This is a genomic window from Burkholderia oklahomensis C6786, from assembly GCF_000959365.1.
In the GTDB taxonomy this organism is placed as follows: domain Bacteria; phylum Pseudomonadota; class Gammaproteobacteria; order Burkholderiales; family Burkholderiaceae; genus Burkholderia; species Burkholderia oklahomensis.
Map to the genome: position 1 here is coordinate 2,363,432 of NZ_CP009556.1, position 23,205 is coordinate 2,386,636.

Here is a 23,205-nt window from a genome sequence, read left to right on the forward strand (position 1 = left end):
CGCCACACGCGCGAAATCGATCTGGTTTGCTGCGCGCGACTTGCGCCGGCAGCAGCGCGTGCAACTCGCCTCATACTCAGGCTCAAGCGGGCTCCGATGGCTGCTGCGCGGACACATTTCCAAGCGCGCGAAGATCAACGTTCGAGCACCCCGGGTTTTCCAGAGGCTCCCAATCTCGAGAAAATGGAGCCATGGAAAACGTCAAGAAGAAGTCACCAAGGTATTCGCCGGAAGTCGTGAACGGGTCGTTCGAATGATCCGCGAGCGCCACGGTTCGCGTGCAACGCCTTCAAATCAACCGGCGACTCGCTCCCCGGCTGGTGCGCCGCACCGAATGGCGTCCTTTTACCAGCCTCACCCACAATCCGTCTGCTTTCCGAGCAACGCCCCGTCCTTCGCAATTTTGCGTCTTCAACGCTCCAACATGACAGCGCCCTTGACGCTGTGACTCAGTGGGCTGCGCCTGGTTTGAATCAATCTGATGGCATCGCTGGCGGACGCTGGTTGAGCCGAGCGCAGTCCCAAGCTACGCGCTGAACGCATTCAACTCCGGCCGCCATTTCTCCTTCAGCACGACGCCGCGCTGCCGGTAGAACGCATCGAGTGCCTCGGGCGTTTCAATCACGCTCCATGTCCCGCGATCGCACATTGCGAGTGGAAACGATGCTTTCGCAACGGCTTCGCAGATCACGGCACCTTGCTCGTTCACCCGCATATGCGCGACGTAATTGTGCTGCGGGCCGTGCTGTATCAGCCTATGTGAGCCTGACGATGCCGTACGCACCGGATCGATCGCGCCGATGGCGACATTGAGCGCTTGCATGATGCGATGTTCGTCGCGACTGCCGCTCGGCACAGGAGCGCGATGCCCCGCCATATTGAGCATGTCGTGCATGTCGTAGTCGCCGGTGTAAGGAAGGCACTTCCAGAAATTCCCCGTCTCCCCCAATGGACCTCGCGTATTCTTGAGCAATGCCAGGCTGCCCTCGAGATCGTCGTGATTGACGGGATAGTAGCGCTGGCCCGAAGGTGTCGATCTCAGTGCATGGAACAACGCGGGAGTGTCGCGTTCATTCACAGCCGGGTCCATATAAAGACCGAGCAGCTTGTCGTTGGCCCAATGTCCGACATAGCCATCAATGTCCGCTCGTTCAATCTGCGCCAGCCTGCGTGGGGCATCCGTGCCGTAGACTTCTTGCATGGAAGCGGGCTTGATCGTCTTTTCGAGAATGTCGTGGCCTTTGGCAGGCGCACCGGCAGCCAGGCGCTTCAGGGTCAACTCGCCGCTTGCCCGGAAGCTGACCGCAAAAGCGCCCGATCGTGCGGCTGCCGATATGGCGCGAAGATGCTCTGGCCTGACAAACGTTCTTGCAATCTCGGCTTCGACGGATGTCAGTTCGCGGCTTGCGCCGAGGCGCGCGCGGCCCGTCACTGCCCGTGCTTTCGTGGCCAAGAGGACGGGCGGCCGAATCGGCACGCGCTGGACCAGATCAGCGTTGAGCGCGCTCAGTCCGGCCAGCGGACTCGCGCCCCGGTCGGAGTTGGCGACTTGCTGCGCTACGCTTGCGGTGTCATCGCGGGAAACGGATTCGGGCGGAAATGCATCTGCGATCATGCCGCGATTACGCATGACTTTCACGTTCCGGCTCCATCACGTTGGCGAGGTTGCGTAAGATGTGGTGCGATCAATGAGACGAAATCTCTTTACCATGGTCATCGTTTCCCGGCGGCGGTTATCAGCCACGCGGTACGCTGGTATTTCCAGTTCCCTCTCGGTCTGCGTGGCAAGGCTCGCGTCCGCGTCAACAACCGGACCGAAAACAGTCACTGCCCGACTCGAGAACGCGAACGCCGAATGCAAGGTTTCCGCGATCCCAAATGCACTCAGGTGTTCCGGCCGAACCTCGGCCCGATCCGACAGCACTTCGCGATCAAGCGACACCTGCTGCGTACCGTTCGCTATCGCAAACAACTCGCCACCCAGTTCAAGGCATGGCGGCTTTTCACCTGCCTCATCCAAAATCCATCTGCGTTCTGAACGGCCGCTGCCACTTTGCCCTTTTGCCCCTCCTACGTGACAAAACCTGCATTTCCAATCGCACAAAGATCAACGTCCGAGCTTTCCGGAACGCTTCTTGCGCGGGGGAACAACGGGACTGGGAGATTGCTTGCCGCTCGTGGGCCGAACCGATTGGATCGATGCGGACTCTCTTTTTTCGGAACGCTTGCGCTGGGGAGCAACGGGACCGGCAGATTGCTCGCCGCCCGCGGGCCGAACCGATTGGATCGATACGGACTCTCTTTTTTCGGAATGCTTGCGCGGGGGAGCAACGGGACCGGCAGATTGCTCGCCGCCCGTGGGCCGAACCGATTGGATCGATGCGGACTCTCTTGCCAATGCGACAGGATCGATCTGCCGCGATGCCACCTGGTGAGCCAGAACTTGATGCGTGGAAGCGCTGGACGACTTGATCGCCTCCAAGCCGAATATGTTGTGCAGGCCAGCCGAATTTTTGGAAGACGTCTCCACGTAATGCTGTATGAAGCTGGGCCGCCAACTCACTGGATTCTCGATGATTTCCGCGCAGCGTCGCTGTAGCTCGCCGGCATGGCTCTCGTCCTTACCGAGCGTCCGTCCTAGATCGATTTGCGCACGATAGTGATTGAACGCGGCCGCAGCCTCCTTCGTCATCTGATATCTGGCGACATAGGTATCCGGCGCCTCGGAGGCCCTCGGTGAGCTGTTCGCATGCCGGCCGAACTCGGAAGCAAAAAACTTATGCAAAGCCGCCTCCCCCTCGGCGTCGGTTGCGCCCATTGCCTTGACCCATTGCCGATAATCGCGTGCAATCAGGTCCGCTGCTGGCCGATCTCTTCTGCGCGTTCGCTCCAGAACGGTCCGATCCGGATCAACAATGCCATCGCGCAAGCGAACGCTCACGGTAGAGCCCTCTTTCTCGGAGACAATATTGCCCCCGACACTGAGTATCGGCTGGCCGGAGTTGACAGCCGAGTTGAAATTCGGCGCATCGCTGATCTTGTAGGATTCGCTCGCATTCAACCCGGCTCTCCATGTCGCGATGGTCGAAGACGATTGAGCAAATTGCTTGCGGCCCGCTCGATTGCCCAGCTCGCTAGACGCTAGGCTTCGCCGCCATTCCCGAGTCACGCCGATGCCTGCGTTCAATCCCAGGCCGCCGCCGAAATCGCTGCCGCCGGAGCCGATAAAGTTCACCCCTGCGCCGACGCTCGCCGAAGAGCCAATGACATACTCGTCCTTCTCGGTAACGCCAATGCCGATCTCTGCGGAATCGACATACTCTTGCGCAAACTTTTTCAACATCTCTTCGGCATTGGCTGCGTCACTGATGATCGAAAAGCAATCTTGCGCCCAGATTCGCCATGATTCCGCTGCCTTCCCCAAAACTCCGTTCATCGGCAAGAATCTGATGACCGCCCCTTTTTCCCAGGATTCCTCCCCATTGATGAGCTCCAAATTCACGGAACCGCCGGCACGCATGACATTGGCGAATTTAGGTCCGACGAATAGCGACGCTCCTATTTTTAATTTCCCGATGTTCCCTCTCGTCACGGCGATCAAGCCTCCTCCGTCTCTGCCGTCCCCACCTATCTCGACAGTGGCGACCCGCCCCCCTCCCACTCCGACTGTAGGCGAAAGGCTGACAAGCGAACCCAAAGACTGCCCTCCGCCGAAAGTGACTCCCCCTACCCCGCCGCTGGTCAGCTTCAAGGACTTTGACGGCCGGTAACGGGCCGCGACCTCGGAAAAGGCACTGAATATCGAATTCCGATCCGTTACTTCAGGTTTTTTCCCGTAGCCGGCATTCGAAAGAGACTGTAGGTCAACCAATTGACGATGGTAACTGTCTTCGCTCAGGCCAGTATCGGCGGCCCATCTCGTCAACACGCCTGCGCCAAAGCCGTCTTTCAGGTCCTCGGCGATCGATCTAAATTCCTCGCTTCTTTCAATCGCGTCATTTCTTCCATTCGCTATCGCAAGAGCCACCCATTTTTTCAAGTCGCCCGGCTTGACTGAAATTTTAGATGAAAATCCGTCGATCTTGATTTTTTCATAAACTCGCTCGACGATCGCCATCCTGGCCTTTTCCAAATTGCTCCTGTTTTCAATTTCCCTATATTTTGAAATCAATCCATCGAAGGCCCCGGAGCCCTTACTCCTAAATGCGTCCTCGCGCAGAAATCCGCCGAGAACAAGTCCTTCCGACAGCATGCCAACCGGGTTCTTTCGATGACCGAAAGCGCCTGCAATATCATTTCCGATGCGGGCGAGCCTGCCCTCCAGGCTCTTCCCTTTCGGAATCGCCCTGTCCGCGTATGTATTCAGTTTATAAATTCGCTCCGAAACGAGGCGAGCTTTTTTTTCATTGGCAATGTCATTCCGCCATTTAAAATATGCGACCTTTTGCTCCACCGGAATGTCTTTTCTCGCAGCCGTGCCGATGCGAATCTCTCCAATATCGGGCCCTGCCGCCAACGCAGCCCGTAGTTTTGATATCGCCCTGTTTACGACATCTTTATCCAATGGAAGACTGTTTGCAACTGACATGCTCGCGCCCGATTCGCTTGAATCGGCATCCAGCTTCCCGTTCAGCTCGGCAATGGTTGAAATGCCGCCACGAATCTCAAGCGGCAGCAATCGAAGCAGTTCTTCGGCGCACTGGAGGCCGTTTATCGCATCACCCTGTTTATCGGCTGGCAGCTTCTTGATGGCATCAGGGTCATGACTGGCAATCAGATTGGCGGCGCATGCCATCGCGTCGATCGCCAGACGCTCTTTTTCATAAATCCCGGCGAGATTATCCACGGTTTTTGCAAAAGCATACTCATCCGGCGCGACATCGCTCCGCTCCCCACCGAGCGCCTCTGCCGAGACGATCTTTGCGGCAGACAGCATGTCCTCCAAAGAGTCCGGCCGATATTCCTTAGGAAGCCTCTCGTACAGATATTGCGATATAGCAAGAGCATTGCGATATACCGCCTTTTGCGTCTCGGTGCGCTCGCCACGGATTGCTCTCGGCGGAATCCCCAGGACATCGAACGTCGTCCCGCGCGCACTCACCAGAATGCGCTGCATCGAGAAGATCCGACGCTTCATCTGAACATCAGGGTCCGGACCCGGCATCGCGCAATAACTTTCGAGCAATCTGGCTGCGGATCGGGCATCTCCCTTGAGAACGGTCGACGCCGCATACATGAGCTGATGCATTTCCTGAAGCCGCCCCGCTCCTCCCGGCCGGAAACCTTCGATCCACGCCGACAGCGCCCCGATGTCCTCCTTGTTCGTGAATAGGAGCCCCGCCAAGCGCTGCGCTTCGGCATTCTCGATTTTGGGCAAGAGGCGCGTACTGATAGCGATCGCCTCCTCCGTAGGATCGGTAAGCTCGCATACCGTGATCGCCATAAGCCTCGCTCGGTCCGCGCTGCTTCGGCCATCAGGACGCGTCGCCGTGTCGAGCATTTCCTTGATTTTTTCCCGACAGGCCGGATTTTCGCGCACCCTCTCGGCGACTGATTCCCCCCCGTCCTCGGCAAGTTGCGCCAACAGCACCTTCGACAAATACTCATACCCAGTACTCCACGCCACCGCCTTGCCGCCTTCTTCTCCCGCTACGTTCCGAAGTACATCCCTGGTGTTGTGTCCGGCTCCGGCATCGCCAATCAACACGCGTGCGAACGGTCTCGGTTCGATCCGGGTTGTTTGCGGCATCCTGTCGAGGCGAGGCAGTTCCTTGACACGAGTGCTGTCGGGCAAGCTGGTATGGGGTGGGAGAATACGCTGCGCAGGCACTCGCGTTACCGAATACAACCCCAGCAACTGCAGAGAAGCCGTAGTCTTGTGACTCCCGCTTTTCCCTTCCGATGCGGCTTCCCCTCTCGGCGCCTGCTGCGAGACAGCTTGCGATTCGCCACCCGCCGCACGTTGCGGCTCGGATGCCGGGCCCGCTTCTCCGTGCCGGGATGCGTCGATATCCGACTGGCGAGCATTCAATTCAATGGGACTAGCGGATGGGCCTTTCGGCTGGCTTATCTTGGGCATGATCTATCGATACTCAAAAAAATGAAAATCACCGCCCCACCCGAAAAACCATGCCGGCGGGCAATGAGTCGGGCATCGAGCCAATGCTTGGCGATGCCAACCATTCGCGCGATGCGGACCTCCGATGCGAATGTCGAATCGCCCGATTAGCTGCCGGTCGCAGCCGATTGGCTTGCGCCGGTCGCGCCGCCTTTCGCCGGCGAAGCCGCGCCGCGAGATCCACCGGCGATTCTGGGCAACTCGATCCGCAGCGCCTCGAAATATCGACCGCTCAGAAACCGGCACTCGCGCCTGAGCATCCCATACAGGATGAAGTCCGTCCCATCGTTCGCACCCGCACGCATCACGCCCTCCCGAACGAATCTGAGATGTTCGTCCAGCCGCTGCGCGTCGTGGAGATACGATCCACGTCTTGAGCGCACTCGGCTACGGCACCAAACCGCGCCCCAATTACCGCTGTTCCAACTTATGTTCCGCGCGGCGACATCGAAGTACATTCGGCCGTGACGCTGTGACCAATACTCACAGAAGCCGCTCGTACACGCTTGCCGTTTACTGTGCAAACTCAGCTTCGACGCCTTATGTCGTCGCTGGCGGCCAAACTGTCGTTAAGTTCTTCCTGGCGAAAGCTGCGTTCCATTGCCTCATCTCCTCACGCCAACCCATCACCTGCTGATGCGTCCATCTTGCTCCATCCGGATCCGGATAAGGGCCGGGAATCGGTAAATCATTGAACGACAGTGGCTCAGTCGGAGATTTCAGTACGATTCCTTCTCTTTGATTTACAAACGCGATTCCGGCAATAGAAAATTCGTTATTCGTAAGCGGCCCCTGAACTGCCAATTCTCCGGAATTTATGAACGATACACCGAAATGTGTTTCATTCGCTCCAGCGCGAATCTTGATTACAATGCCGCGTGGAATACTCTCGTCCACGCCACTCAGCCAACTCTGATTCCCGACCGCGATCGCCACGGGAATAGCGACACGTGGATCGGTCGGCAGCCAAGCAGTCTTTTGCTTGTCATCGTTTCCCATCGTGAACGTCGGAATGTCGGCATCGCCCTCAGATTTCAGAACACCGAACTGTCTCATGTCGTTTACCGAAAAGTGATTCGTCGCGATTCCTCGATACAAGTCCAATTCGTCATTCATCCATTTGTCGTATGCCTCAAAGAATGCTGCACACTGGCTCGACTTCACGACTGCTTGACCGTCCGAAACGTTCACGTTTCCTGCATGGATCAAAAAGCGTGAATTTCCATTAACAGAATATGAATTCGGATATTGCTCGCTCCGCGAGAGCGTGACGGCACGACCTTCCAGCGTCACCCCTACCCGAAACTGTGCGACCCATTTTCCACCAAGACGTACCACGTCCGGCCCACTCGCGGCCCTGTTCTGCGGACTGGCCAATTGCACACCACCGACATTCGTCCGTTTCGCGTAATACATCGTTCCGTCGATTTCGACGAATGCTTGCGGTTTTACTCCGGGTAATCGTGAAATCAACGAACGATTTTCATAAAGACCGTCGTGGGTTGGATGAAGTCGCCGGGCAGATACCTGGGTAGCCTGGTACAGTCCCAGCAACTGTGGAGCAAGTGAAATCTTGTGAGTTGCGCCAACTCCTTCCGCCTCGACATTTCTGGATGGCGCCTGCTGCGAGACAGCTTGCGATTCGCCACCCGCCGCACGTTGCGGCTCGGATGCCGGGCCCGCTTCTCCGTGCCGGGATGCGTCGATATCCGACTGGCGAGCATTCAATTCAATGGGACTAGCGGATGGGCCTGTCGGCTGGCTTATCTTGGGCATGATCTATCGATACTCAAAAAAATGAAAATCACCGCCCCACCCGAAAAACCATGCCGGCGGGCAATGAGTCGGGCATCGAGCCAATGCTTGGCGATGCCAACCATTCGCGCGATGCGGACCTCCGATGCGAATGTCGAATCGCCCGATTAGCTGCCGGTCGCAGCCGATAGGCTTGCGCCGGCCGCGCCGCCTTTCGCCGGCGAAGCCGCGCCGCGAGATCCACCGGCGATTCTGGGCAACTCGATCCGCAGCGCCTCGAAATATCGACCGCTCAGAAACCGGCACTCGCGCCTGAGCATCCCATACAGGATGAAGTCCGTCCCATCGTTCGCACCCGCACGCATCACGCCCTCCCGAACGAATCCGAGATGTTCGTCCAGCCGCTGCGCGTCGTGATTGTCGACCCGCACGAGCCCCGTCACACGATTGCAGCACAGCACCTGGAACGGATACGTAAACACCGCGCAGACGAACGCGGGCGTGATCAGATGGCGCGATCCATCAAGCGCGAAATGCATCAGCACGTTGGGGCCGTTGTGTCCTTGATAGACAACGCCCGCGACAATGCAACCGTCCTTCTCGAGACCAATCGTCGCATAGTCGTCGTAACGGCTTTCTCCTGTCCTGTCCGCGACGAAGCGCATGACTTCATCGCTGCGATCCAGCATCACGCGGCGCATCGTTTGCCCTTACGGCATGCCTCGTCATTTCGGCAACGGAATGCCGAATTGATTGAGCGTTGGATTGACGTTCGCGGCGAATGCACTCTGATTCTGGTGCTTTTTCACCGCCTCCACGATCGCCATCACGATACCCGCGATGCCGGCAATCGCGGCGCCAGCCGCCAGCACCGGCGCCGCCGCGGCCAACCCGCCCGCCACGGCGCCCATCACGCCTTCGGCCGCACCAGCGCCGGCCTCCGCCCCCGCCACTGCGCCTTCGGCGCCAGCGACTGCGCCCTCCACGCCGTCGGCAACGACCGCTACCGCGCCTTCAGCGCCGTCGGCCGCGCACGTCGCCGTCTCTCCTGCGCCCTCCGCAGCGCCCGCCACCGTGCTTTCCGTACCGTCAGCTGCACTCTCCGCCACGCTGGCCGCCTCCGAACCGTCGCTCTCCGCAAGCTTGCCCAGTCTTTTTGCGGCATTTCTCGCATCGTCGAGTCTGTCGTGTACTTGGTTCACGACGTTTCGGGCGTCAACCTGGTTCGCGCAGTTCCCTCCGACGACGCTCGCGATTTCCGCGCCAGGACCTCCGACGAGGCCGCCGGCCCGCTCGAACGTCGCGTTGAGGCTCTGCATCGCAGGCGGCACCGTTTGCTGCAAGTAGGCGCTCGTCGCGGGATCGTTCGCCAGCGTCAGAATGTCCCGCTTCAGCGCAGCCACCGTCGCGGTGACATCGCGCAGTTTGTCCGCGCCGCCCGCTTGCACATCGACCAGTGTCTCCATCAGCTTGACCATTACCGCGGCCTTCTGCTGGGGCGAATAGCGCTGCGGATGGGCGAAGATATCCTGATCGAGCTTGCCGATGTCCGTCCCGGCGGTAATGTTCTCGAGACTCGCGCGCTTCAGGAACTGCTGGTCTGACGCCTCGCTCGCCGGCGCGTCGTTCGTGATGAAATGCGACAGGTTATTGGCCGAAAATATTCCGTCGGCTTTTTCGATCGCCTTGTCGTCGCCGCTACGATCGAGCGCATCGAATGCTCCGCTCGTCGACCATGCTTTCGCTGCGCTCTTCAGCGCCGAACTGAAGCCTTCATTATTCTGCAGATCCGCGACTTGCTGCTTCGTCGTCAGGCCGCCGCCGTTCTTGCCGCCGCTATAGCTGTTGTTCTTTCCGTTCGACTGGTGTCCCGCCGATTCGCCCGCGATCGGATCATAGGCTTGTAGCAATGCAGCCGCACGAACCGTATCGAGCGCATCCCGACTGGCGTTCGGATGATTCTTCAGGTACGTCTTTACGTTATCGTCCGCGAGCGTGAGATTCGCCTCGACCTCTCGCAACAAATTTCCAACCTTCTCCGGGTCGATGCCGCCATCCGCCTTCAGTGCGCCGATGTTCCGCATCGCGGTCTTCAGCGATGGATTGTCTTCGACGAACTGCAGCGCGGCCGCGTTCTCGGCTTCGCTCGGCTTACGACCCGACGGCCCCGCCACTCCGGCCAGAATTTGCATTGCCGCGAACGGCCGCTCGAGCGACACGCCTTGACCAGGCGCAGTCAGATCGGACCACCGGCCCAGATCTGCCCGATCATACTGCCCGGCGTAGTCGTCGAGCGGAACATACCGAGCCGCGCCGTTCGCGGCACCGGCGCGGACATCGATGTTCTGTCGCTGCGCCGTCGCGACGCCACCCTGCAACTGACGCGCCATCAAATCACGCAGCAATTGATGAAGCTGCGTTTCGACGCTCTGCAGCGCCGCGGTGCCCGGCCCGGGCGCGTCCGTGCTGTCGTAGCCGGTCGGATCGACGCATTGCCTGTTCGTCGCGAGAATCGGTGACGTAGTCATGAATCGTAGGTTTCCTCAGATGTCGATCCGGGTGACGCGGGGATTTCGAATGCTCACCGACGCACGCTTTACGCGCCGGACTCGCCACCATGCGCTGCATGCGGCGCGCTCCGCGAACGAGGCTCGCGGAGGCGGCGGCCCGTGTCAGCCTGATGCGACGGGAATGCGAACCCGACGCCGAGCGCAGGCATCCGCCCGCCCTCGACTTCGCCCGCAAACGGCCGGGTTACACGGTTTCGTCGTCGGACGACGATTGCGAATCATCGGGCGCGATCGAACTCGTGGCGAACGCCTGACTCTGCGCGCCGATCATTTGCGGGGTCTGCCCGAGATCTCCGCTCGCCTGTTCGGAGCCCGCTGCCGCACCGGCATCCGCGAGAGAATCCAGTCCGCCCTCGGCCGCCCATTGGAAGTTGCCGACACCCGAGATGCCGTCGGCGCCGGCGACATCATGCGTTTCGAGTTTCTGGTAAACGTCCGGATGATCAAGCATGAACTTTGCGGCCTTCGACACGTCGCCCGGAGTTCCGGAAGGCGGATTCATCGCGAGCTGGTAGAGCTTGTCCGGATCCACCGTGCTGAGCCCGTTCTGGCTCATGTAGCTGCCGAGCGCGCCTGCGGCCGATTGCGCCGTCATCCGCGGGGCCTCACCTTCCGTTTCGACGCCAAGATGGGTTCCGTCCGTCGCGCTTGCGTCCGCTGTCGGCGCAGTCGATGCCGAATCGAGTCCGCCTTGCGCCGCCCACTGGAAGTTGCCGACACCCGAAATGCCGTCGGCACCGGCAACGTCGTGCGTTTCGAGTTTCTGGTAAATGGCCGGATGATCAAGCATGAACTTTGCGGCCTTCGACACATCGTCCGGGGTTCCCGAAGACGGGTTCATCGCGAGCTGGTAGAGCTTGTCCGGATCCACCGTGCCGAGCCCGTTCTGGCTCATGTAACTACCTAGTGCGCCCGCTGCGGACTGAGCAGTCATCGGCGCGCCGGCGCCGCTTGCGTCATGCTCCGCGCCGACGCCGTTTCGCTGCTGCAGTTGCTGCCGCAGAAGATTCAGGATCTGCTGATCCATGCCGGTGACCGGCGACTGGGCGTCCGTGCCGCCCAAACCGCCGCCCAATTCCAGAACAATGCTATTGCGATTTACCGTGCCTACGCTCATTGCCGCCTCCGTCGAAGTCAATGCACCAATCGTCAAACCGAATCGCGATGCCGTTTGCGCGACTGAAGACAATACTAGTCACGATACGTCGCCGGCGACGCCGTCAACCCGAAACGCATCATCGAAACACGAATAGGAAACGAAGCGTCGGCTTCGCGTGTCGCGATGGTCGGGAATTCAATTCCATCGCGCGCGCAATCGCACATCAACCGATTCGCGCAATCACGTCGTGGCAAGCGCCATGTCGCCTCGGCCGCGCCTTCATCGAGACGGCCGTAAGCTAAAGCGACACAGTGCGTTATATGAAAAATCGAAGTCGCGGTGGGCGTAAACGAGCATCGTTTCGGCATGCTGATAGTTGCCGTCCACCCGGGAATCGGAGATCGAAACAATGACCGGTCGAGCAATATTCGGTCGCGGCATACTGCATAAGCGCATGCAAAACGCGCCGGTCCGCAGAAGGCATCTTATTGGCCCCGGCATGTTCGACCGTCGGACTCTCAAACGGAGGCGGACACCGCACGCGATAATCGGAGAGGCTCGACAACAACGGAAACCCTGTTCTTGCACGAAAGACATCCGGTCGACCGCCGCGCCGCACCAGCTTGATTCGGCCTTTCGATGCCCGCGTCACTTATCCGGATCGATGATCCGCGGCGAAAGCAGGAATACGCGCTCCATGTGCGAATGCTCGTCGCTGTTGTATCGAAACAGCGCGCCGATCAAGGGGATCTTCGACAACCACGGCACGCCCGTCACGCCGTTCGAGCGCTTGTCCGTACTGTAACCGGCAATCAGCAGGCTCTCCCCCTGCCCGACGAACGCCTGCGTATTGATCTCGCTGCTCGTGACGACCGGAATGCTATCGACCAGGTCACCCGTCAATTGTCCGTCCGTCACATGAACATTCAGCTTGATTCGAGTCTCGCTGCCGTCTTGAACGATCAATGGCAGGACCCGCAGCGAAACGCCCGTCGCTATGCTGTAAAGGTCCGCCGACGTATAACCCGACACTCTGACGAAGAAGCGAGTCATGTTGTCCATCACCGCTTCCGAGTTGTCGAGCGTCGCGACGAGCGGCGACGCGTCGATCTTCACCTTCGACGTCGACTGCAATGCGTTCACGCGCGCCATCAAATAATGGGCCGCGTCGCCGACGACCGCGGTGATCGCCGCACCGGCCGGGGGCGCATTGGCGATCGCATTGCCGGGAAGCGTCGTCGTGCCGAAGAACGGATTGATCTGGCCATTCGCATAGCTGTTTTGCGCCGTCGCGCCGATGCCGGTCGACGTACTGCCATAGCTGTTCTGTGTCACCGCGCCCATGCCGGTCTGAATATCGCCATGGCTGTTATGTGCACGCCAGTCGACGCCAATCTGACGAAGCAGGTCGTCGTCGATCTCCATGATGTGCGCCTGGATCTCGATCAGTCTGGGCCGAGAGTCGAGTTGCTCGATTAGCGACGCATACTCGGCCAGGCGATCGGACGAATCGCGGATCAGCACCGAGTTGGTCATCGGATCCGGCTGGATGATCGGCGACTCGTCGTCGCCGGCGGACGGGTCACCGGGCCGAGGCGAACCATCAGCCGATGGCGCACTCGAACCGCCGCCCTCGCGGCCGGTCCGCGCCCCGTTGGCAAACGTCTCGCCCTGCCCGCCTCCAGTCATGTTCGGCGGCAATGGCGGCACCTGAGGGCTGCCGCCGAATGCGCTGCCGGAAACGTCGCTCATCGACTGCACGCGCTGTACACCCGGCGCGACGCTCGGCTGAACGGCCCCGCGTTCCGCTCGCCCTCGGTACATGTTCGCCAGCACGGTCGCGACTCCGGGCACCGTGACCTTGTTTCCGTCGATCTGGACATCGCGATCCGCCGCCCACGCATGCTTCAACTTGAAGACACGGATTGTCGAGCCCGTCCGACGACCGGAAAGCACATCGAGCCGCCGCGCGATATCGGCCACGGTCTGAACATATTGCACGGGGCCGCTGACGAGCACGGTGGCGGACACCCCGTCGTAAAAGATCGGGAAACGCTTGTCGTCCATGCCGATCTGGCGCAACGCGGAACGCAGTTGGCCGATCGAAGCGTGATCGATCGGCAAGATCTGCCGCGTCATATCGTTCGCGTTGCTGATTGACAAGACATTGCCGTCGTAGAACCACACAAATCCGAAAGTCGCAGCGAGCGTGTCGAGGAAGCGTTGCGGCGGCAGATCGAATCGCCCCGTGACAGTGCCTTGAACGTTCCCGGCGATCGATGTCGGAATGCCTTGACTCGCGGCGAAGTCTCTCAGCACGTCCTTCAGGTCTTTTCCTTCCAGCGCGACATGCACGACCGTGCTCTTCCAGCGCACGGGCATCGCGTACGCGGCATCGACTCCAGCGGCGCAAACCGCCGCGACACACCATGCCGCACATATCAACGCTTTCGTTTTCATGGTTCCGGGAAGTCCGATGCGGAAAAAGACGAAATCGAACCGGCTCAGCGCTCGAGCGTTTCCGAAGGCGTTTCGTCGAATTCCTTGCGGTAGCCGATCACAAGTGTCGATCCATTCTGAACGCCCCATTTTCGAGCTGTCTCCTTTATGCTGCGCTCGCCCGTCAACGTGGAATCGACGAGCTCGGCGCGAATACGCTCCATCCTCTTCGAACGGATCAGTTCGCGCGGCGAAAGCCCAAGGAAGATCTTGAATGCGTTCTGCAGCGCGCGCTCCGTGACGCCTATCTCCGCCGCGATTTCACGCACCGACAGATCGCTACGATCGAGATTCTGGAGTACGTATTGATAGGCGCGACGATATTTCAACGGCAGCCGCGCGGCCACATCGTCGGGTTGCCGCGGCTGCTTCATCTCTCGACTGAGAAACGGCTTTCGCATCAGCGAATCCTCGCGCAGGCATCGCATGGCGACGAGCGCGTAACGACTGTAGAGCTGCAGCGACTCCTGAGCGCGGCCCAGTGCCTGACGCGTCTTTGCCGCGCAATAAAAATATTCGAGGTGTTTGCGGCTCGATTCTCCGCCGTGCACGACCTCGGAGATCGGCTCGAGCATCGAATGAGCCAGATATGGCGCATCGCCCGCGAGCAAGGCGATGGCGATTTCGAGACGCAACGTCCACTGAAGGTCGACGAAACCGTGTTCCCGTGCAACATCGAGATAGCGCGCCAAGCTGGAGACCGCGTCCCGATCTCCATGCGCCGTGCGTCTCAACTGCAGCAGATATGAGGCGCGATCGCACAGCAGCGGAGTCGTGACGGACATAGCGGGCGCCGGTGCCCCACGCATGCGGGCCATGAGGCTCGATGACAGCGCGGACTGCCAATACACGTGATCGCTCAACGCCGTTGCGCAGCGCAATTCGCTCTGCACGACGAAATCGAAGCGCAACGCCGCAATCAAGTCGCGCCAGTACACACGCGTGTCGCCGAATTCCTGTTCGACGAGGCGCTCCATCGAGTCGAGCACATCGAACGCCTCGTCCATCCGCCCCATTTCGTACAGCGCGCAGGCAATCCCGAAGCGCGCCTCGGCCAGCCCTCCGGCTTGAATGTCGGGTTCGTCGGACGCACGGGAAAAACATGCGAGCGCGGTACTGACCCGATGGCGGAACAGTGCCTGCCATGCCGTGTTCCGACAGGTCGCAATACGAATCCTCCATTTCGCGCCCTGAATTTTTCGCTGCGAACGTCGATAGTTTTCTTCGGCTTCGGCTTCGAATCCGAGCACCAATTGCAGATCGGCATGCAATTGCAGCTCGCATGACATTCTCTCCGACGTGCCCATTTTGTCGAGCCGCTCACTGGACTGCCGGAGTGCCGCGCCAAGCTCGCCCCTGAGAACCAACTCGAGCTGTGGTCGCGCTTGCTTCGATGCGTCCGAATGGACTGAAGTCAGGGCCGATACCACCGGGAAATAGAGCATTGAGAACATGAAACGACTCCTCGCTGGACAGAACGCGCCGCATATCACCTCAGCATTGCGAGTCGCCAATTTAACCACCCAAAAACAACCGAACTCTCAATTAATGTGAACACGAGACGATGCATTGCGAGGATTGCAATTCATCTTCCGAACCAGTGAAAAGTCTGCGTCCCTTAATGTTTTTCAACCGTGGGCGACGGATGCGGCCATCCGCGGAATTGCGCGGACAGCGTCGATAGCGTCACCTGCTCGCGCGCCTGATCGACGAACATACCGACGAACAATGCAAGCATCAGCACGGTCATCGCGCCCTTGACCGGCTGGCTCAGCCCCATGAAGTCGAGCTTCGATGCCGATTTCGCGGCGAAGCCGAATGCGCAGTCGATCAGCAGCAGGATGAGCATCATCGGCGCGGCCAGCTTCGCGACCATTTGCATCAAGCTGTCGGTCTGGTGCACGGCGAATGCCTCGAGAAGCTCCGGGCCCCGGGGGCTCGCGAGCGCGATCGGCCACCATCGATATGATTCGTATAGCGTATCGAGCAGAAACGTCATGCCGCCGAGTGTCCAGAACGCGACCGTTGCGATATGAGCAAGCAGCAACGCCGTCGGCGTCGACTGTTCGTCGCGCGCGGGATTGGTGATCTGCACGTTGTTGTAGCCCGTCAGATCGTCGATGTAGCAGCCCGCGCCTTCGACTGCCCAAAACACCGTGGACGCGGCGACGCCGAGCACGATTCCGATCACGCTCTCGCGCAGGCCGGTCACGATAAGCGGCGCACCGTGCAACGTCTGTGCGAAGCCGGCCGGCTGTCCGTATGCGACGTACGAACTCAACAAGAGCACGATCGCATTGCGCACGACGCCTTGTGACAAACCGTCGGCGGTCGGCGGGAAGATGGACATCACGACGAAAAGACGAACCGAGCAGATGCCGAGCAGCGTCACGTCATCGATCAGCGTGCCGGCCAGATCCGGCAACGCGAAAAGCGCCGGAGTCATGTTCCCCCCCGGTTTCGCATGCGTCGTGCGAGCGCGGCCTCTTCCACCTCCTCGTCGAGCGCCTCGTCGGCCATTCGTTCGCAATCGCGGCGAGCCCGCTCAATATGCTCGCTGCAGGCATCGATGCGCCCCAGGTTGCGCGCAATCTCGCGGCTTTTTTGCTCGACAGCGGCAACAGCGTCATCGAGCGCGGCGCGCGCCTGCGCTTCCTCCATTTCGAGTGCGCGCAGGCGCGTCCCGGCGACGTCGAGATACGCGCGACAAGCCAGCAGTTCGTCGAGCGAGAACGACTCCGACCCGCTCGTCAGTGCGTCGATCCGGTCTGCGTGACGTCGCACGTCTGCCGTCTTGAGCTCGACTTGCCGCACCTTCACTGCCAGCGCCTTCTCGAGCGGCCGCAGCGCAGCGCGCCCCGCGGCGAGTTCCTCGCGCAATACCGCGTCCAGCTTGCGGCGCCGTTCGCGCACCCGCGCAAACGCAACTGCGCGGCGACTACGAGCCGGTGACGTCACGACGCCCGCCATCATTGCGGCCTGCTCAATGCATGCAACCGAGCGACGACGTCCTCGGCTGCGGAAAAATCGTCCGTCCGTTGCGAGAAGAACGCGCGGATCGCGTCCGCCTTCGCGATCGCCTCGTCCGCGAGAGGATTCGCACCCGCCTTGTATTCCCCGATCTGCAGCAATACCTCCACTTCCCGATGTTGAGCCATCAATTCTCGAATGCGCGCCGTCGCGCGCATGTGCCCGTCGTCGACGACGAGCGGCATCACGCGGGACAGGCTCGCCAGCACATCGATTGCCGGGTATTGATTTTTTGCCGCAACCTCGCGCGACAGAATCATATGGCCGTCGAGGATACCGCGTACCTCCTCGGCAACGGGATCGCTGCCGCTGTCGTCTTCCGCGAGCACGGTATAGAGCGCCGTGATCGACCCGGTCTCGCCCATTCCGGCGCGCTCGAGAAGGCGCGGCAACTCGGCGAAGACCGATGGAGGAAAACCACGTCGTGCGGGCGGTTCGCCGGCCGCGAGACCGATTTCGCGGCCGGCCCGCGCGAAGCGCGTCAGCGAGTCCATCATCAGCAGCACGCGCCGCCCCCGGTCCCGGAAGTACTCCGCGATCGCCGTCGCCGCGTAGGCCGCCTTCGCCCGCTCCATCGACGAGCGATCCGACGTCGCACAGACGACGACGGAACGCGCCATGCCATCCGGGCCAAGAATCAATTCGACGAACTCGCGCACTTCGCGCCCGCGCTCGCCGATCAGTGCGATCACGTTGACGTCGCACGCGGCGCCGCGCGCGAACATGCCTAGCAGCGTGCTCTTGCCGACGCCGGCCGGCGCGAAGATGCCCATCCGCTGTCCTTCGCCGAGCGTCATCATCGCATCGACGACGCGCACGCCCGTCGGCATCGGTACGTCGATCATCCGACGGCTCATCGGATCCGGCGGTGCCGCGGTCAGCGGCTGCAGCGTCTCCGATGCAATTGGCGGACCGCCGTCGAGCGGCTCGCCGAGACCATCGATCACGCGGCCGAGCAGTGCGTCGCCGACCGGGATCGACAACGGATGTCCGAGGCCGATTACCTGCGTGGCCCGCGAAATCTGCCCGAGCTGCGAAAACGGCGACAGCAACGCTACGTCGCGCGTGAAGCCGACAACCTCCGCCCGCTGCAACAGCCTGCCTTCGGGTGTGCGGAGCTCACACAGCTCGCCGAGCGCGACATCGATCCCCGACACCTTGATCAGCGTGCCGATCGCTTCGAGGACTCTGCCCGTGCGCACAACGCTGGACGACGCGAGTATTTCTTGCTCTATCGCATCCGCGAGACGATTGAACTCGGTCGTGCGCGCGGGCCAGTGCGCGCTCATGCCGCCGCTCCGCCGCTCGCGTCCGCTTCCGTCACACTCCGCTCGGCTTTCTGCCTGCCGCGGGCGGCATCCTCGCGGGCGGCATCCTGATCCGGCATGACGTCGGCCGGTTCGCCGGCGCGCGTCGCCTCGGCGTCACTCATCCGGGTCTTTTCGATCGATCGCCTGAGCGCACGGGCAACGGCACCGCGCATCGCTCGCAGTTGCGTATCCAGACTTGCATCGACTGCACCGAAATCCGATTCGCATACGCAACTGCCAGGCGTGAGCCGTTTGTCCGCCACCACCGTCAACGGAATCGGACGACCCAGCTCGCGCCAGCGCTCCGCGAGTGTGCCGAACGTCGCCTTCGCGCGATCCAGATCATCCATGTGCACGGCGACGCGCAGATATGTCGTGCCATCGACGATACGCTCAACGGATGCGAGCGCGCGCTCGAACAATGCTTCACGGCTTTCGGTGCACACGATTTGCTCGACCGCCGACGCGATGATGTCGGCAAGCCGCTCGCGCATGCGTAGCTGCAGCCGGGTCTGTGCATCCGAGACATCAGCAAGATGATCCATCCAATTGGCGAACGCACGGTCGTAGCCGTCTCGATAGCCGCGCTCGACCGCCGCCTCGCGTTCGCTCCGCGCCGCCGCGATCATCTCTTCCGCCCTCGCCGCCGCCTCCGCGACGACGCTGTCGGCTTCCCGATGCGCGGCGGCCAGCACCGCGTCACGATCCTTGTCGAGCGCCATATAGGCCGCGTCGATCGACACCAATTCGCCGAACCATTCTTGCGGCACCACATCATCGGCAAAGCCCAGCCGAGCACCGCCGCTCGGCGCGCGCCGCCTGATTTCCGCCATGCGGGGACGTCTCAACCAAATAGCCATGCGTACCCCGGCAGCAATCGAGGCAAGCGGGCGAAGAGACGCTCGCCGCCGAATGCGTCGAATCGCGAGGGCAATCCGGCCAGCCAGCGAGGCACGGCCAGATTGCGCGGCAACGCGAGCCGCAGCAACGTGACCGTGGCCGCGGACGGGGCCATGCCGGCGTCGCGCAGCAGCAGCATCCAGCCTTCGATCGCGAGCGTGAGCGCATCATTGGCCGCCAGCGGCGGCATTCCGACGGCAGTCTTCAACCACGCGGCGTCCGGCACATCGGTCGCATGCGCGTCCTGCATGAAGAGATCCGGATGAACTCCCGTCCATGCCGAAATTCGCGAACGCGTCTGCTTATCGACCACGCGTCGCACTTCAGCGCTCCGGAACGACAACGCGCGCATTCTCAGCACCGCGAGCCCGAGTTCGCATGGCAGCACGTCCAGCAGCGCGAGATTCGGGATTCGCGCGGCGCCGGTCGAGCCGCGCGCTGCCTCCGGCAAGGCCGGCATGAGCAGCGTATCGAATGACGGCCGTGCGACGCCGGCAGCGCGCGCGAACGTTTGCGAGCAAGTGTCGCGCGCAGCCTCGCCAGTCCGTTCGAGCGCCGCACGCCAGACAGCGTAGCGCGGCTCGTCGATGCCGAGGAGCGCGCACGTCCACGACGGATCGGCCCAGCATACGGCTTGCGCGAGATTGCGCCGATAGCCGTTCAACAAGGTTGCGGCTCGCTGCGACGATGGATTGGCGACGACGACCATACGCGGCGGCTTCACTCAGTTTGTCTGCCGACGGCGACGCAAGCACGCGAGAAGTTCGGCGCCACGCGCGCGCCATCGCGGCCTGCCACCGACGTCGCCTGCGCGCTCCGTCTCCGGACGGCGTCGTAGCACGACAAACAGTGCGGCCGCCGCGACCGACAGCGCCCCAAAAGCCAGAAGGCCTCCCAACCAGAGCGGCACGGACGGCGGTCCGGGATCCAATCGCGCGAGATCCGTGGAATCCGCGACCACTGCCGTCACGCTGACCTGCTCATAGGTCAGCCCCTCCACACTGTGCATCACGAGCGTCTTGATCTGAGGAATCAGTGCACCGATGTCGGAACTGGGCCGATACTTGATGAACACGGATGCCGACGACGGCTTGGCTGCTTGCGCGAGCGGGTCGTTGTTCGGCAACACGATCTGCACGCGCGCGACCAGCACGCCGTCAATCTTCGACAGCGTCGACGACAACTCCTGAGACATCCCGTAAATAAAGCGGATTCGCTCCTCGGTCGGCGTCGACACGAGGCCGTCTTTTTTGAACAAGTTGCCAAGGTCGTCGAATTTGCTGCGGGGCAAGCCGCGTGCGCGCAGCACCCCCATCGCATGAACGAGCTGATCGCTTTCGACGCCGAGCGTCCAGTTCTTGCCTCCATCCGCGGTCTCTTTCGAGGCGTCGACGCCATTTTCGAGAAGCGCGACCAGCATCTCGTTGACATCCTGCTCGGACAGGCCGCCATACAGCTCCTTCTTGCAACCCGTTAGCTGGACGCTCAGCGCGAGCACACAGACCAACTGCACAGCGCGACAGCGAATCGACCTTCGCTCGGACATCATGACTTTTCGCCACTCATCACACGGTCGCCCTGCTCCGGCATCACTGGTTCTTCATCAAAGTCTCGATCGCGGACTTCGATGCGTTTACGATGCTCATCTTCGCCTCCATGTCGAGCTGGGTACCCGCGATCTCGTAAGTCAGGCGAATCGTCTCGATGTTCAATTCACTTACATTGAGCGCAGGCGCACGCCGCAAGGCATCCGCGATGTCGTTCACGCTATGCTGCAGTTCCATGTCCTGCGCCGCCGCCAGCTTCGACACGGTGTCGAGCGCCGCACTCCGCGGCGCCTGCATAGGCGCCATCGGCGCTTTCCGCATCAATGCGCTGAACTTTTCCGACAAATGAGCCGGCGTATTCGCGGCTGTCCCGTCCGCGAGCTGCTTGAGCGACATTTGCAACGCGGCACGACTGACGTCGATGGTCATGTTCGATCCCGAAAGAAATGGCGGCTGCGCAGTCGTTCACGCACGTAACGTGGTGCCGTATTGCGCTATCTCGACCCGCTCGGCGAGCGGCTTCTCGGTTTCCTGCGTCGGCTGCTCGAGTTCGGCAGTCAGTTCGACGATCGACTGCGGCGGCACAAACGGACCGCCATTGCGGCTTGCCTGCACCGCCTTCACCAGATCCTCGCGTGCATGAAGTGCCTTTACGAGCACCAGCGTGTCGTTGGTCGGGGTGGTTGCGAGCGCCTCGGCCGCGTGTTGCTTCCAGTCCTCGTCACCCTTCGTCGACAGACAGAACGCAAGCAGGGCCCTCGCATAACCGAAGTGCGGCGCGGCCATGCAAACGTCACGCAGCACGCGGATTGCATCATCCCAACGCCCAAAGGCCATGTGCAGCACGCCGTCGAGCATCTGAATTTCCGCCACATGCGGGCGCATCACGCGCAACGCATCGAGAATCAATTCGATGTCGTACGGATCCACCGTCACCTTCGGAAAGGTCCGCAGCAACGCAGTGGAGACCGTCTCGACCAACCCGCCGACGATCTCGGGACGGCATTGCACGTATTCCGGCACATCGGCTGTCATCGCACACTCTCCTGAATCTGAACTTCATCGATCGACGCGACGCGCCCGGCGTGCCGCGATACCTGCCTGAACCTTAGCAACCATCGCGTCGCCCCGCGATCGTCAACACGAAACGGATACGGCGAATACGAAATCGACGTGCATTTCACGCCGAATCTCGCCGATTCGCATAGCCAGTATTCGATTCGCTCATGCGAAACGGGATATCGACGGGGACTGCTAATTTATATAGAGCCGATGTACCGAACGAAAAATCACAAAGATGACAGCCGAGCCGATGCATGAGCGACGAAAAGACCGAGGAGCCAACCGAGAAGAAGCTGCGGGACGCACGCAAGGACGGTCAGGTATCCCGCAGCGCGGACTTCTCCGACGCCGCGTCGATGACGGCCGCGGTCCTGTTCCTGGTGGCGGCCGCCGACCCGCTCGACGATGCAATGCGCTCGCTCGTTGACTGCGCGCTGACGTTCGTCTCCGGCGACCATTCGCTTGCCGAAATGACCACGCGGCTATACAAGCTCGGCGGCATCGCGCTATGGGCGATCGTGCCGTACCTGTGCGCCGCGGCGCTCGCGGGTATCGGCGGATCGATTCTGCAAGTGGGGCTGCAAGTTTCGATGAAGCCGGTCATGCCGAATATCGGTGCGCTCAGTCCGGCCGACGGCCTGAAGCGGATTTTCTCGCCGCGCACCGTGATCGAATCCGTGAAGATGCTCGTCAAGGCCGCTGCCGTATTCTGCGTGATGTGGAAGACGGTCGAATGGCTGTTCCCGCTCATCGCAGGCGCGCTGTATCAACCGCTGCCCGAACTGTCGCAAATATCCTGGGAAATCCTGACGAAGTTGCTCATGGTGGCGGCGGGTCTCTTCGCTCTGGTGGGCGCAGCCGACATGAAGCTGCAGCACTTCATGTTCATGAAACAGATGAGGATGTCGAAGGACGAAGTGAAGCGCGAAGCCAAGAACGATGAAGGCGATCCGCTGCTCAAGGGCGAGCGCAGGCGGATCGCGCGCGAGCTTGCGGCCGCGCCGCCGCAGCGTCAGGTTGCGCGCGCGAACTTCGTCGTCGTCAATCCGACCCACTATGCCGTCGCGGTTCGCTACGCGTCCGACGAGCATCCGCTGCCCCGAGTGATCGCGAAAGGCACCGACGAAACAGCCGCCGCGTTGCGGCGCGCGGCGCAGAACGCAAACGTGCCGATCGTCGGTAATCCACCCGTCGCGCGCGCGCTGTTCGAGGTCGGCGTCGAAGAGCCGATACCCGAAGAGCTATTCGAGATCATCGCGGCGATCCTGCGCTGGGTCGACGCGATCGGCGCACGGCAGGATGACCGGCCCTGATT

Annotated in this window: 16 protein-coding genes and 4 pseudogenes; 3 read left to right on the forward strand and 17 right to left on the reverse strand. The window is 61.2% G+C overall.

Features of this window, described 5'->3' with window-relative positions; genetic code table 11:
• Nucleotides 1-526: 526 nt before the first annotated feature.
• Nucleotides 527-1,630, reverse strand: coding sequence for a hypothetical protein (locus BG90_RS37065; RefSeq protein ID WP_232239182.1), 1,104 nt, complete (start codon nucleotides 1,628-1,630; stop codon nucleotides 527-529).
• Between the two features lie 54 nt (nucleotides 1,631-1,684).
• On the opposite strand from BG90_RS37065, the pseudogene BG90_RS38185 reads away from it, so the two are divergent.
• Both BG90_RS38185 and BG90_RS37625 read left to right on the forward strand, forming a co-directional pair.
• Nucleotides 1,685-1,783 (forward strand): annotated as a pseudogene (locus BG90_RS38185) (transposase); the annotation flags it as partial.
• 3 nt (nucleotides 1,784-1,786) lie between these two features.
• Nucleotides 1,787-2,038: pseudogene (locus BG90_RS37625) on the forward strand (transposase); the annotation flags it as partial.
• 69 nt (nucleotides 2,039-2,107) lie between these two features.
• On the opposite strand, the gene BG90_RS28155 reads toward BG90_RS37625, so the two are convergent.
• The 16 genes and pseudogenes from BG90_RS28155 to BG90_RS28225 all read right to left on the reverse strand — a co-directional run bounded on the left by BG90_RS28155 (nucleotide 2,108) and on the right by BG90_RS28225 (nucleotide 21,863).
• The gene (locus tag BG90_RS28155; protein ID WP_045568488.1) at nucleotides 2,108-6,079 is read right to left on the reverse strand and encodes a hypothetical protein; all 3,972 of its coding nucleotides are present in this window, start codon (nucleotides 6,077-6,079) and stop codon (nucleotides 2,108-2,110) included.
• A 146-nt stretch (nucleotides 6,080-6,225) separates the two neighbouring features.
• Nucleotides 6,226-6,474 (reverse strand): annotated as a pseudogene (locus BG90_RS37630) (hypothetical protein); the annotation flags it as partial.
• A 184-nt stretch (nucleotides 6,475-6,658) separates the two neighbouring features.
• Nucleotides 6,659-7,894, reverse strand: coding sequence for a hypothetical protein (locus BG90_RS35860; protein WP_124072331.1), 1,236 nt, complete (start codon nucleotides 7,892-7,894; stop codon nucleotides 6,659-6,661).
• A gap of 146 nt (nucleotides 7,895-8,040) precedes the next feature.
• Nucleotides 8,041-8,574: a GNAT family N-acetyltransferase gene (locus BG90_RS28165; protein WP_232355219.1), complete on the reverse strand. Its 534-nt coding sequence runs from the start codon at nucleotides 8,572-8,574 to the stop codon at nucleotides 8,041-8,043.
• Between the two features lie 24 nt (nucleotides 8,575-8,598).
• On the reverse strand, nucleotides 8,599-10,401 hold the full coding sequence (locus BG90_RS28170) for a type III effector HrpK domain-containing protein (RefSeq protein ID WP_010112543.1): 1,803 nt from the start codon (nucleotides 10,399-10,401) through the stop codon (nucleotides 8,599-8,601).
• Between the two features lie 289 nt (nucleotides 10,402-10,690).
• A pseudogene (locus BG90_RS28175) lies at nucleotides 10,691-11,560 on the reverse strand (hypothetical protein); the annotation flags it as partial.
• Between the two features lie 630 nt (nucleotides 11,561-12,190).
• Nucleotides 12,191-14,002, reverse strand: coding sequence for a type III secretion system outer membrane ring subunit SctC (gene sctC / locus BG90_RS28180; protein ID WP_025990267.1), 1,812 nt, complete (start codon nucleotides 14,000-14,002; stop codon nucleotides 12,191-12,193).
• Nucleotides 14,003-14,046: 44 nt separating this feature from the next.
• Nucleotides 14,047-15,495 carry a helix-turn-helix transcriptional regulator gene (locus tag BG90_RS28185; RefSeq protein ID WP_025990268.1) on the reverse strand — a complete coding sequence of 483 codons (1,449 nt, stop codon included), beginning with the start codon at nucleotides 15,493-15,495 and terminating at the stop codon, nucleotides 14,047-14,049.
• Nucleotides 15,496-15,659: 164 nt separating this feature from the next.
• Nucleotides 15,660-16,487 (reverse strand): type III secretion system export apparatus subunit SctT, encoded by an 828-nt coding sequence (sctT, locus tag BG90_RS28190; RefSeq protein ID WP_010112535.1) that lies wholly within the window; start codon nucleotides 16,485-16,487, stop codon nucleotides 15,660-15,662.
• On the reverse strand, nucleotides 16,484-17,011 hold the full coding sequence (locus BG90_RS31285; RefSeq protein ID WP_038802093.1) for a type III secretion protein HrpB7: 528 nt from the start codon (nucleotides 17,009-17,011) through the stop codon (nucleotides 16,484-16,486). Before BG90_RS31285 ends, sctT begins: the two co-directional genes overlap by 4 nt.
• Nucleotides 17,011-18,360 (reverse strand): type III secretion system ATPase SctN, encoded by a 1,350-nt coding sequence (gene sctN / locus BG90_RS28200; protein ID WP_010112531.1) that lies wholly within the window; start codon nucleotides 18,358-18,360, stop codon nucleotides 17,011-17,013. Before sctN ends, BG90_RS31285 begins: the two co-directional genes overlap by 1 nt.
• Nucleotides 18,357-19,241: a type III secretion system stator protein SctL gene (sctL, locus tag BG90_RS28205; protein WP_081464455.1), complete on the reverse strand. Its 885-nt coding sequence runs from the start codon at nucleotides 19,239-19,241 to the stop codon at nucleotides 18,357-18,359. The genes sctN and sctL overlap by 4 nt, the downstream gene beginning before the upstream one ends.
• Nucleotides 19,226-19,990 carry a type III secretion protein HrpB4 gene (locus BG90_RS28210; protein ID WP_010119340.1) on the reverse strand — a complete coding sequence of 255 codons (765 nt, stop codon included), beginning with the start codon at nucleotides 19,988-19,990 and terminating at the stop codon, nucleotides 19,226-19,228. The genes sctL and BG90_RS28210 overlap by 16 nt, the downstream gene beginning before the upstream one ends.
• A 15-nt stretch (nucleotides 19,991-20,005) precedes the next feature.
• Nucleotides 20,006-20,827 (reverse strand): type III secretion system inner membrane ring lipoprotein SctJ, encoded by an 822-nt coding sequence (sctJ, locus tag BG90_RS28215; protein WP_025990270.1) that lies wholly within the window; start codon nucleotides 20,825-20,827, stop codon nucleotides 20,006-20,008.
• A gap of 43 nt (nucleotides 20,828-20,870) precedes the next feature.
• The gene (locus tag BG90_RS28220) at nucleotides 20,871-21,257 is read right to left on the reverse strand and encodes a type III secretion protein HrpB2 (protein WP_010112527.1); all 387 of its coding nucleotides are present in this window, start codon (nucleotides 21,255-21,257) and stop codon (nucleotides 20,871-20,873) included.
• A gap of 36 nt (nucleotides 21,258-21,293) precedes the next feature.
• Nucleotides 21,294-21,863: an HrpB1 family type III secretion system apparatus protein gene (locus BG90_RS28225; protein ID WP_010112525.1), complete on the reverse strand. Its 570-nt coding sequence runs from the start codon at nucleotides 21,861-21,863 to the stop codon at nucleotides 21,294-21,296.
• 281 nt (nucleotides 21,864-22,144) lie between these two features.
• Here BG90_RS28225 and sctU point away from each other — a divergent pair, with 281 nt between their 5' ends.
• Nucleotides 22,145-23,203 (forward strand): type III secretion system export apparatus subunit SctU, encoded by a 1,059-nt coding sequence (sctU, locus tag BG90_RS28230; RefSeq protein WP_010112523.1) that lies wholly within the window; start codon nucleotides 22,145-22,147, stop codon nucleotides 23,201-23,203.
• Nucleotides 23,204-23,205: the final 2 nt, after the last annotated feature.

Excerpts from the sequence above, each read along its gene's own strand:
- BG90_RS37065 (WP_232239182.1), bottom strand. The coding sequence starts at position 1,630 with ATGCGTAATCGCGGCATGATCGCAGATGCATTTCCGCCCGAATCCGTT.
- BG90_RS28155 (WP_045568488.1), bottom strand. The coding sequence starts at position 6,079 with ATGCCCAAGATAAGCCAGCCGAAAGGCCCATCCGCTAGTCCCATTGAA.
- BG90_RS35860 (WP_124072331.1), bottom strand. The coding sequence starts at position 7,894 with ATGCCCAAGATAAGCCAGCCGACAGGCCCATCCGCTAGTCCCATTGAA.
- BG90_RS28165 (WP_232355219.1), bottom strand. The coding sequence starts at position 8,574 with ATGCGCCGCGTGATGCTGGATCGCAGCGATGAAGTCATGCGCTTCGTC.
- BG90_RS28170 (WP_010112543.1), bottom strand. The coding sequence starts at position 10,401 with ATGACTACGTCACCGATTCTCGCGACGAACAGGCAATGCGTCGATCCG.
- sctC (WP_025990267.1), bottom strand. The coding sequence starts at position 14,002 with ATGAAAACGAAAGCGTTGATATGTGCGGCATGGTGTGTCGCGGCGGTT.
- BG90_RS28185 (WP_025990268.1), bottom strand. The coding sequence starts at position 15,495 with ATGTTCTCAATGCTCTATTTCCCGGTGGTATCGGCCCTGACTTCAGTC.
- sctT (WP_010112535.1), bottom strand. The coding sequence starts at position 16,487 with ATGACTCCGGCGCTTTTCGCGTTGCCGGATCTGGCCGGCACGCTGATC.
- BG90_RS31285 (WP_038802093.1), bottom strand. The coding sequence starts at position 17,011 with ATGGCGGGCGTCGTGACGTCACCGGCTCGTAGTCGCCGCGCAGTTGCG.
- sctN (WP_010112531.1), bottom strand. The coding sequence starts at position 18,360 with ATGAGCGCGCACTGGCCCGCGCGCACGACCGAGTTCAATCGTCTCGCG.
- sctL (WP_081464455.1), bottom strand. The coding sequence starts at position 19,241 with ATGGCTATTTGGTTGAGACGTCCCCGCATGGCGGAAATCAGGCGGCGC.
- BG90_RS28210 (WP_010119340.1), bottom strand. The coding sequence starts at position 19,990 with ATGGTCGTCGTCGCCAATCCATCGTCGCAGCGAGCCGCAACCTTGTTG.
- sctJ (WP_025990270.1), bottom strand. The coding sequence starts at position 20,827 with ATGTCCGAGCGAAGGTCGATTCGCTGTCGCGCTGTGCAGTTGGTCTGT.
- BG90_RS28220 (WP_010112527.1), bottom strand. The coding sequence starts at position 21,257 with ATGACCATCGACGTCAGTCGTGCCGCGTTGCAAATGTCGCTCAAGCAG.
- BG90_RS28225 (WP_010112525.1), bottom strand. The coding sequence starts at position 21,863 with ATGACAGCCGATGTGCCGGAATACGTGCAATGCCGTCCCGAGATCGTC.
- sctU (WP_010112523.1), top strand. The coding sequence starts at position 22,145 with ATGAGCGACGAAAAGACCGAGGAGCCAACCGAGAAGAAGCTGCGGGAC.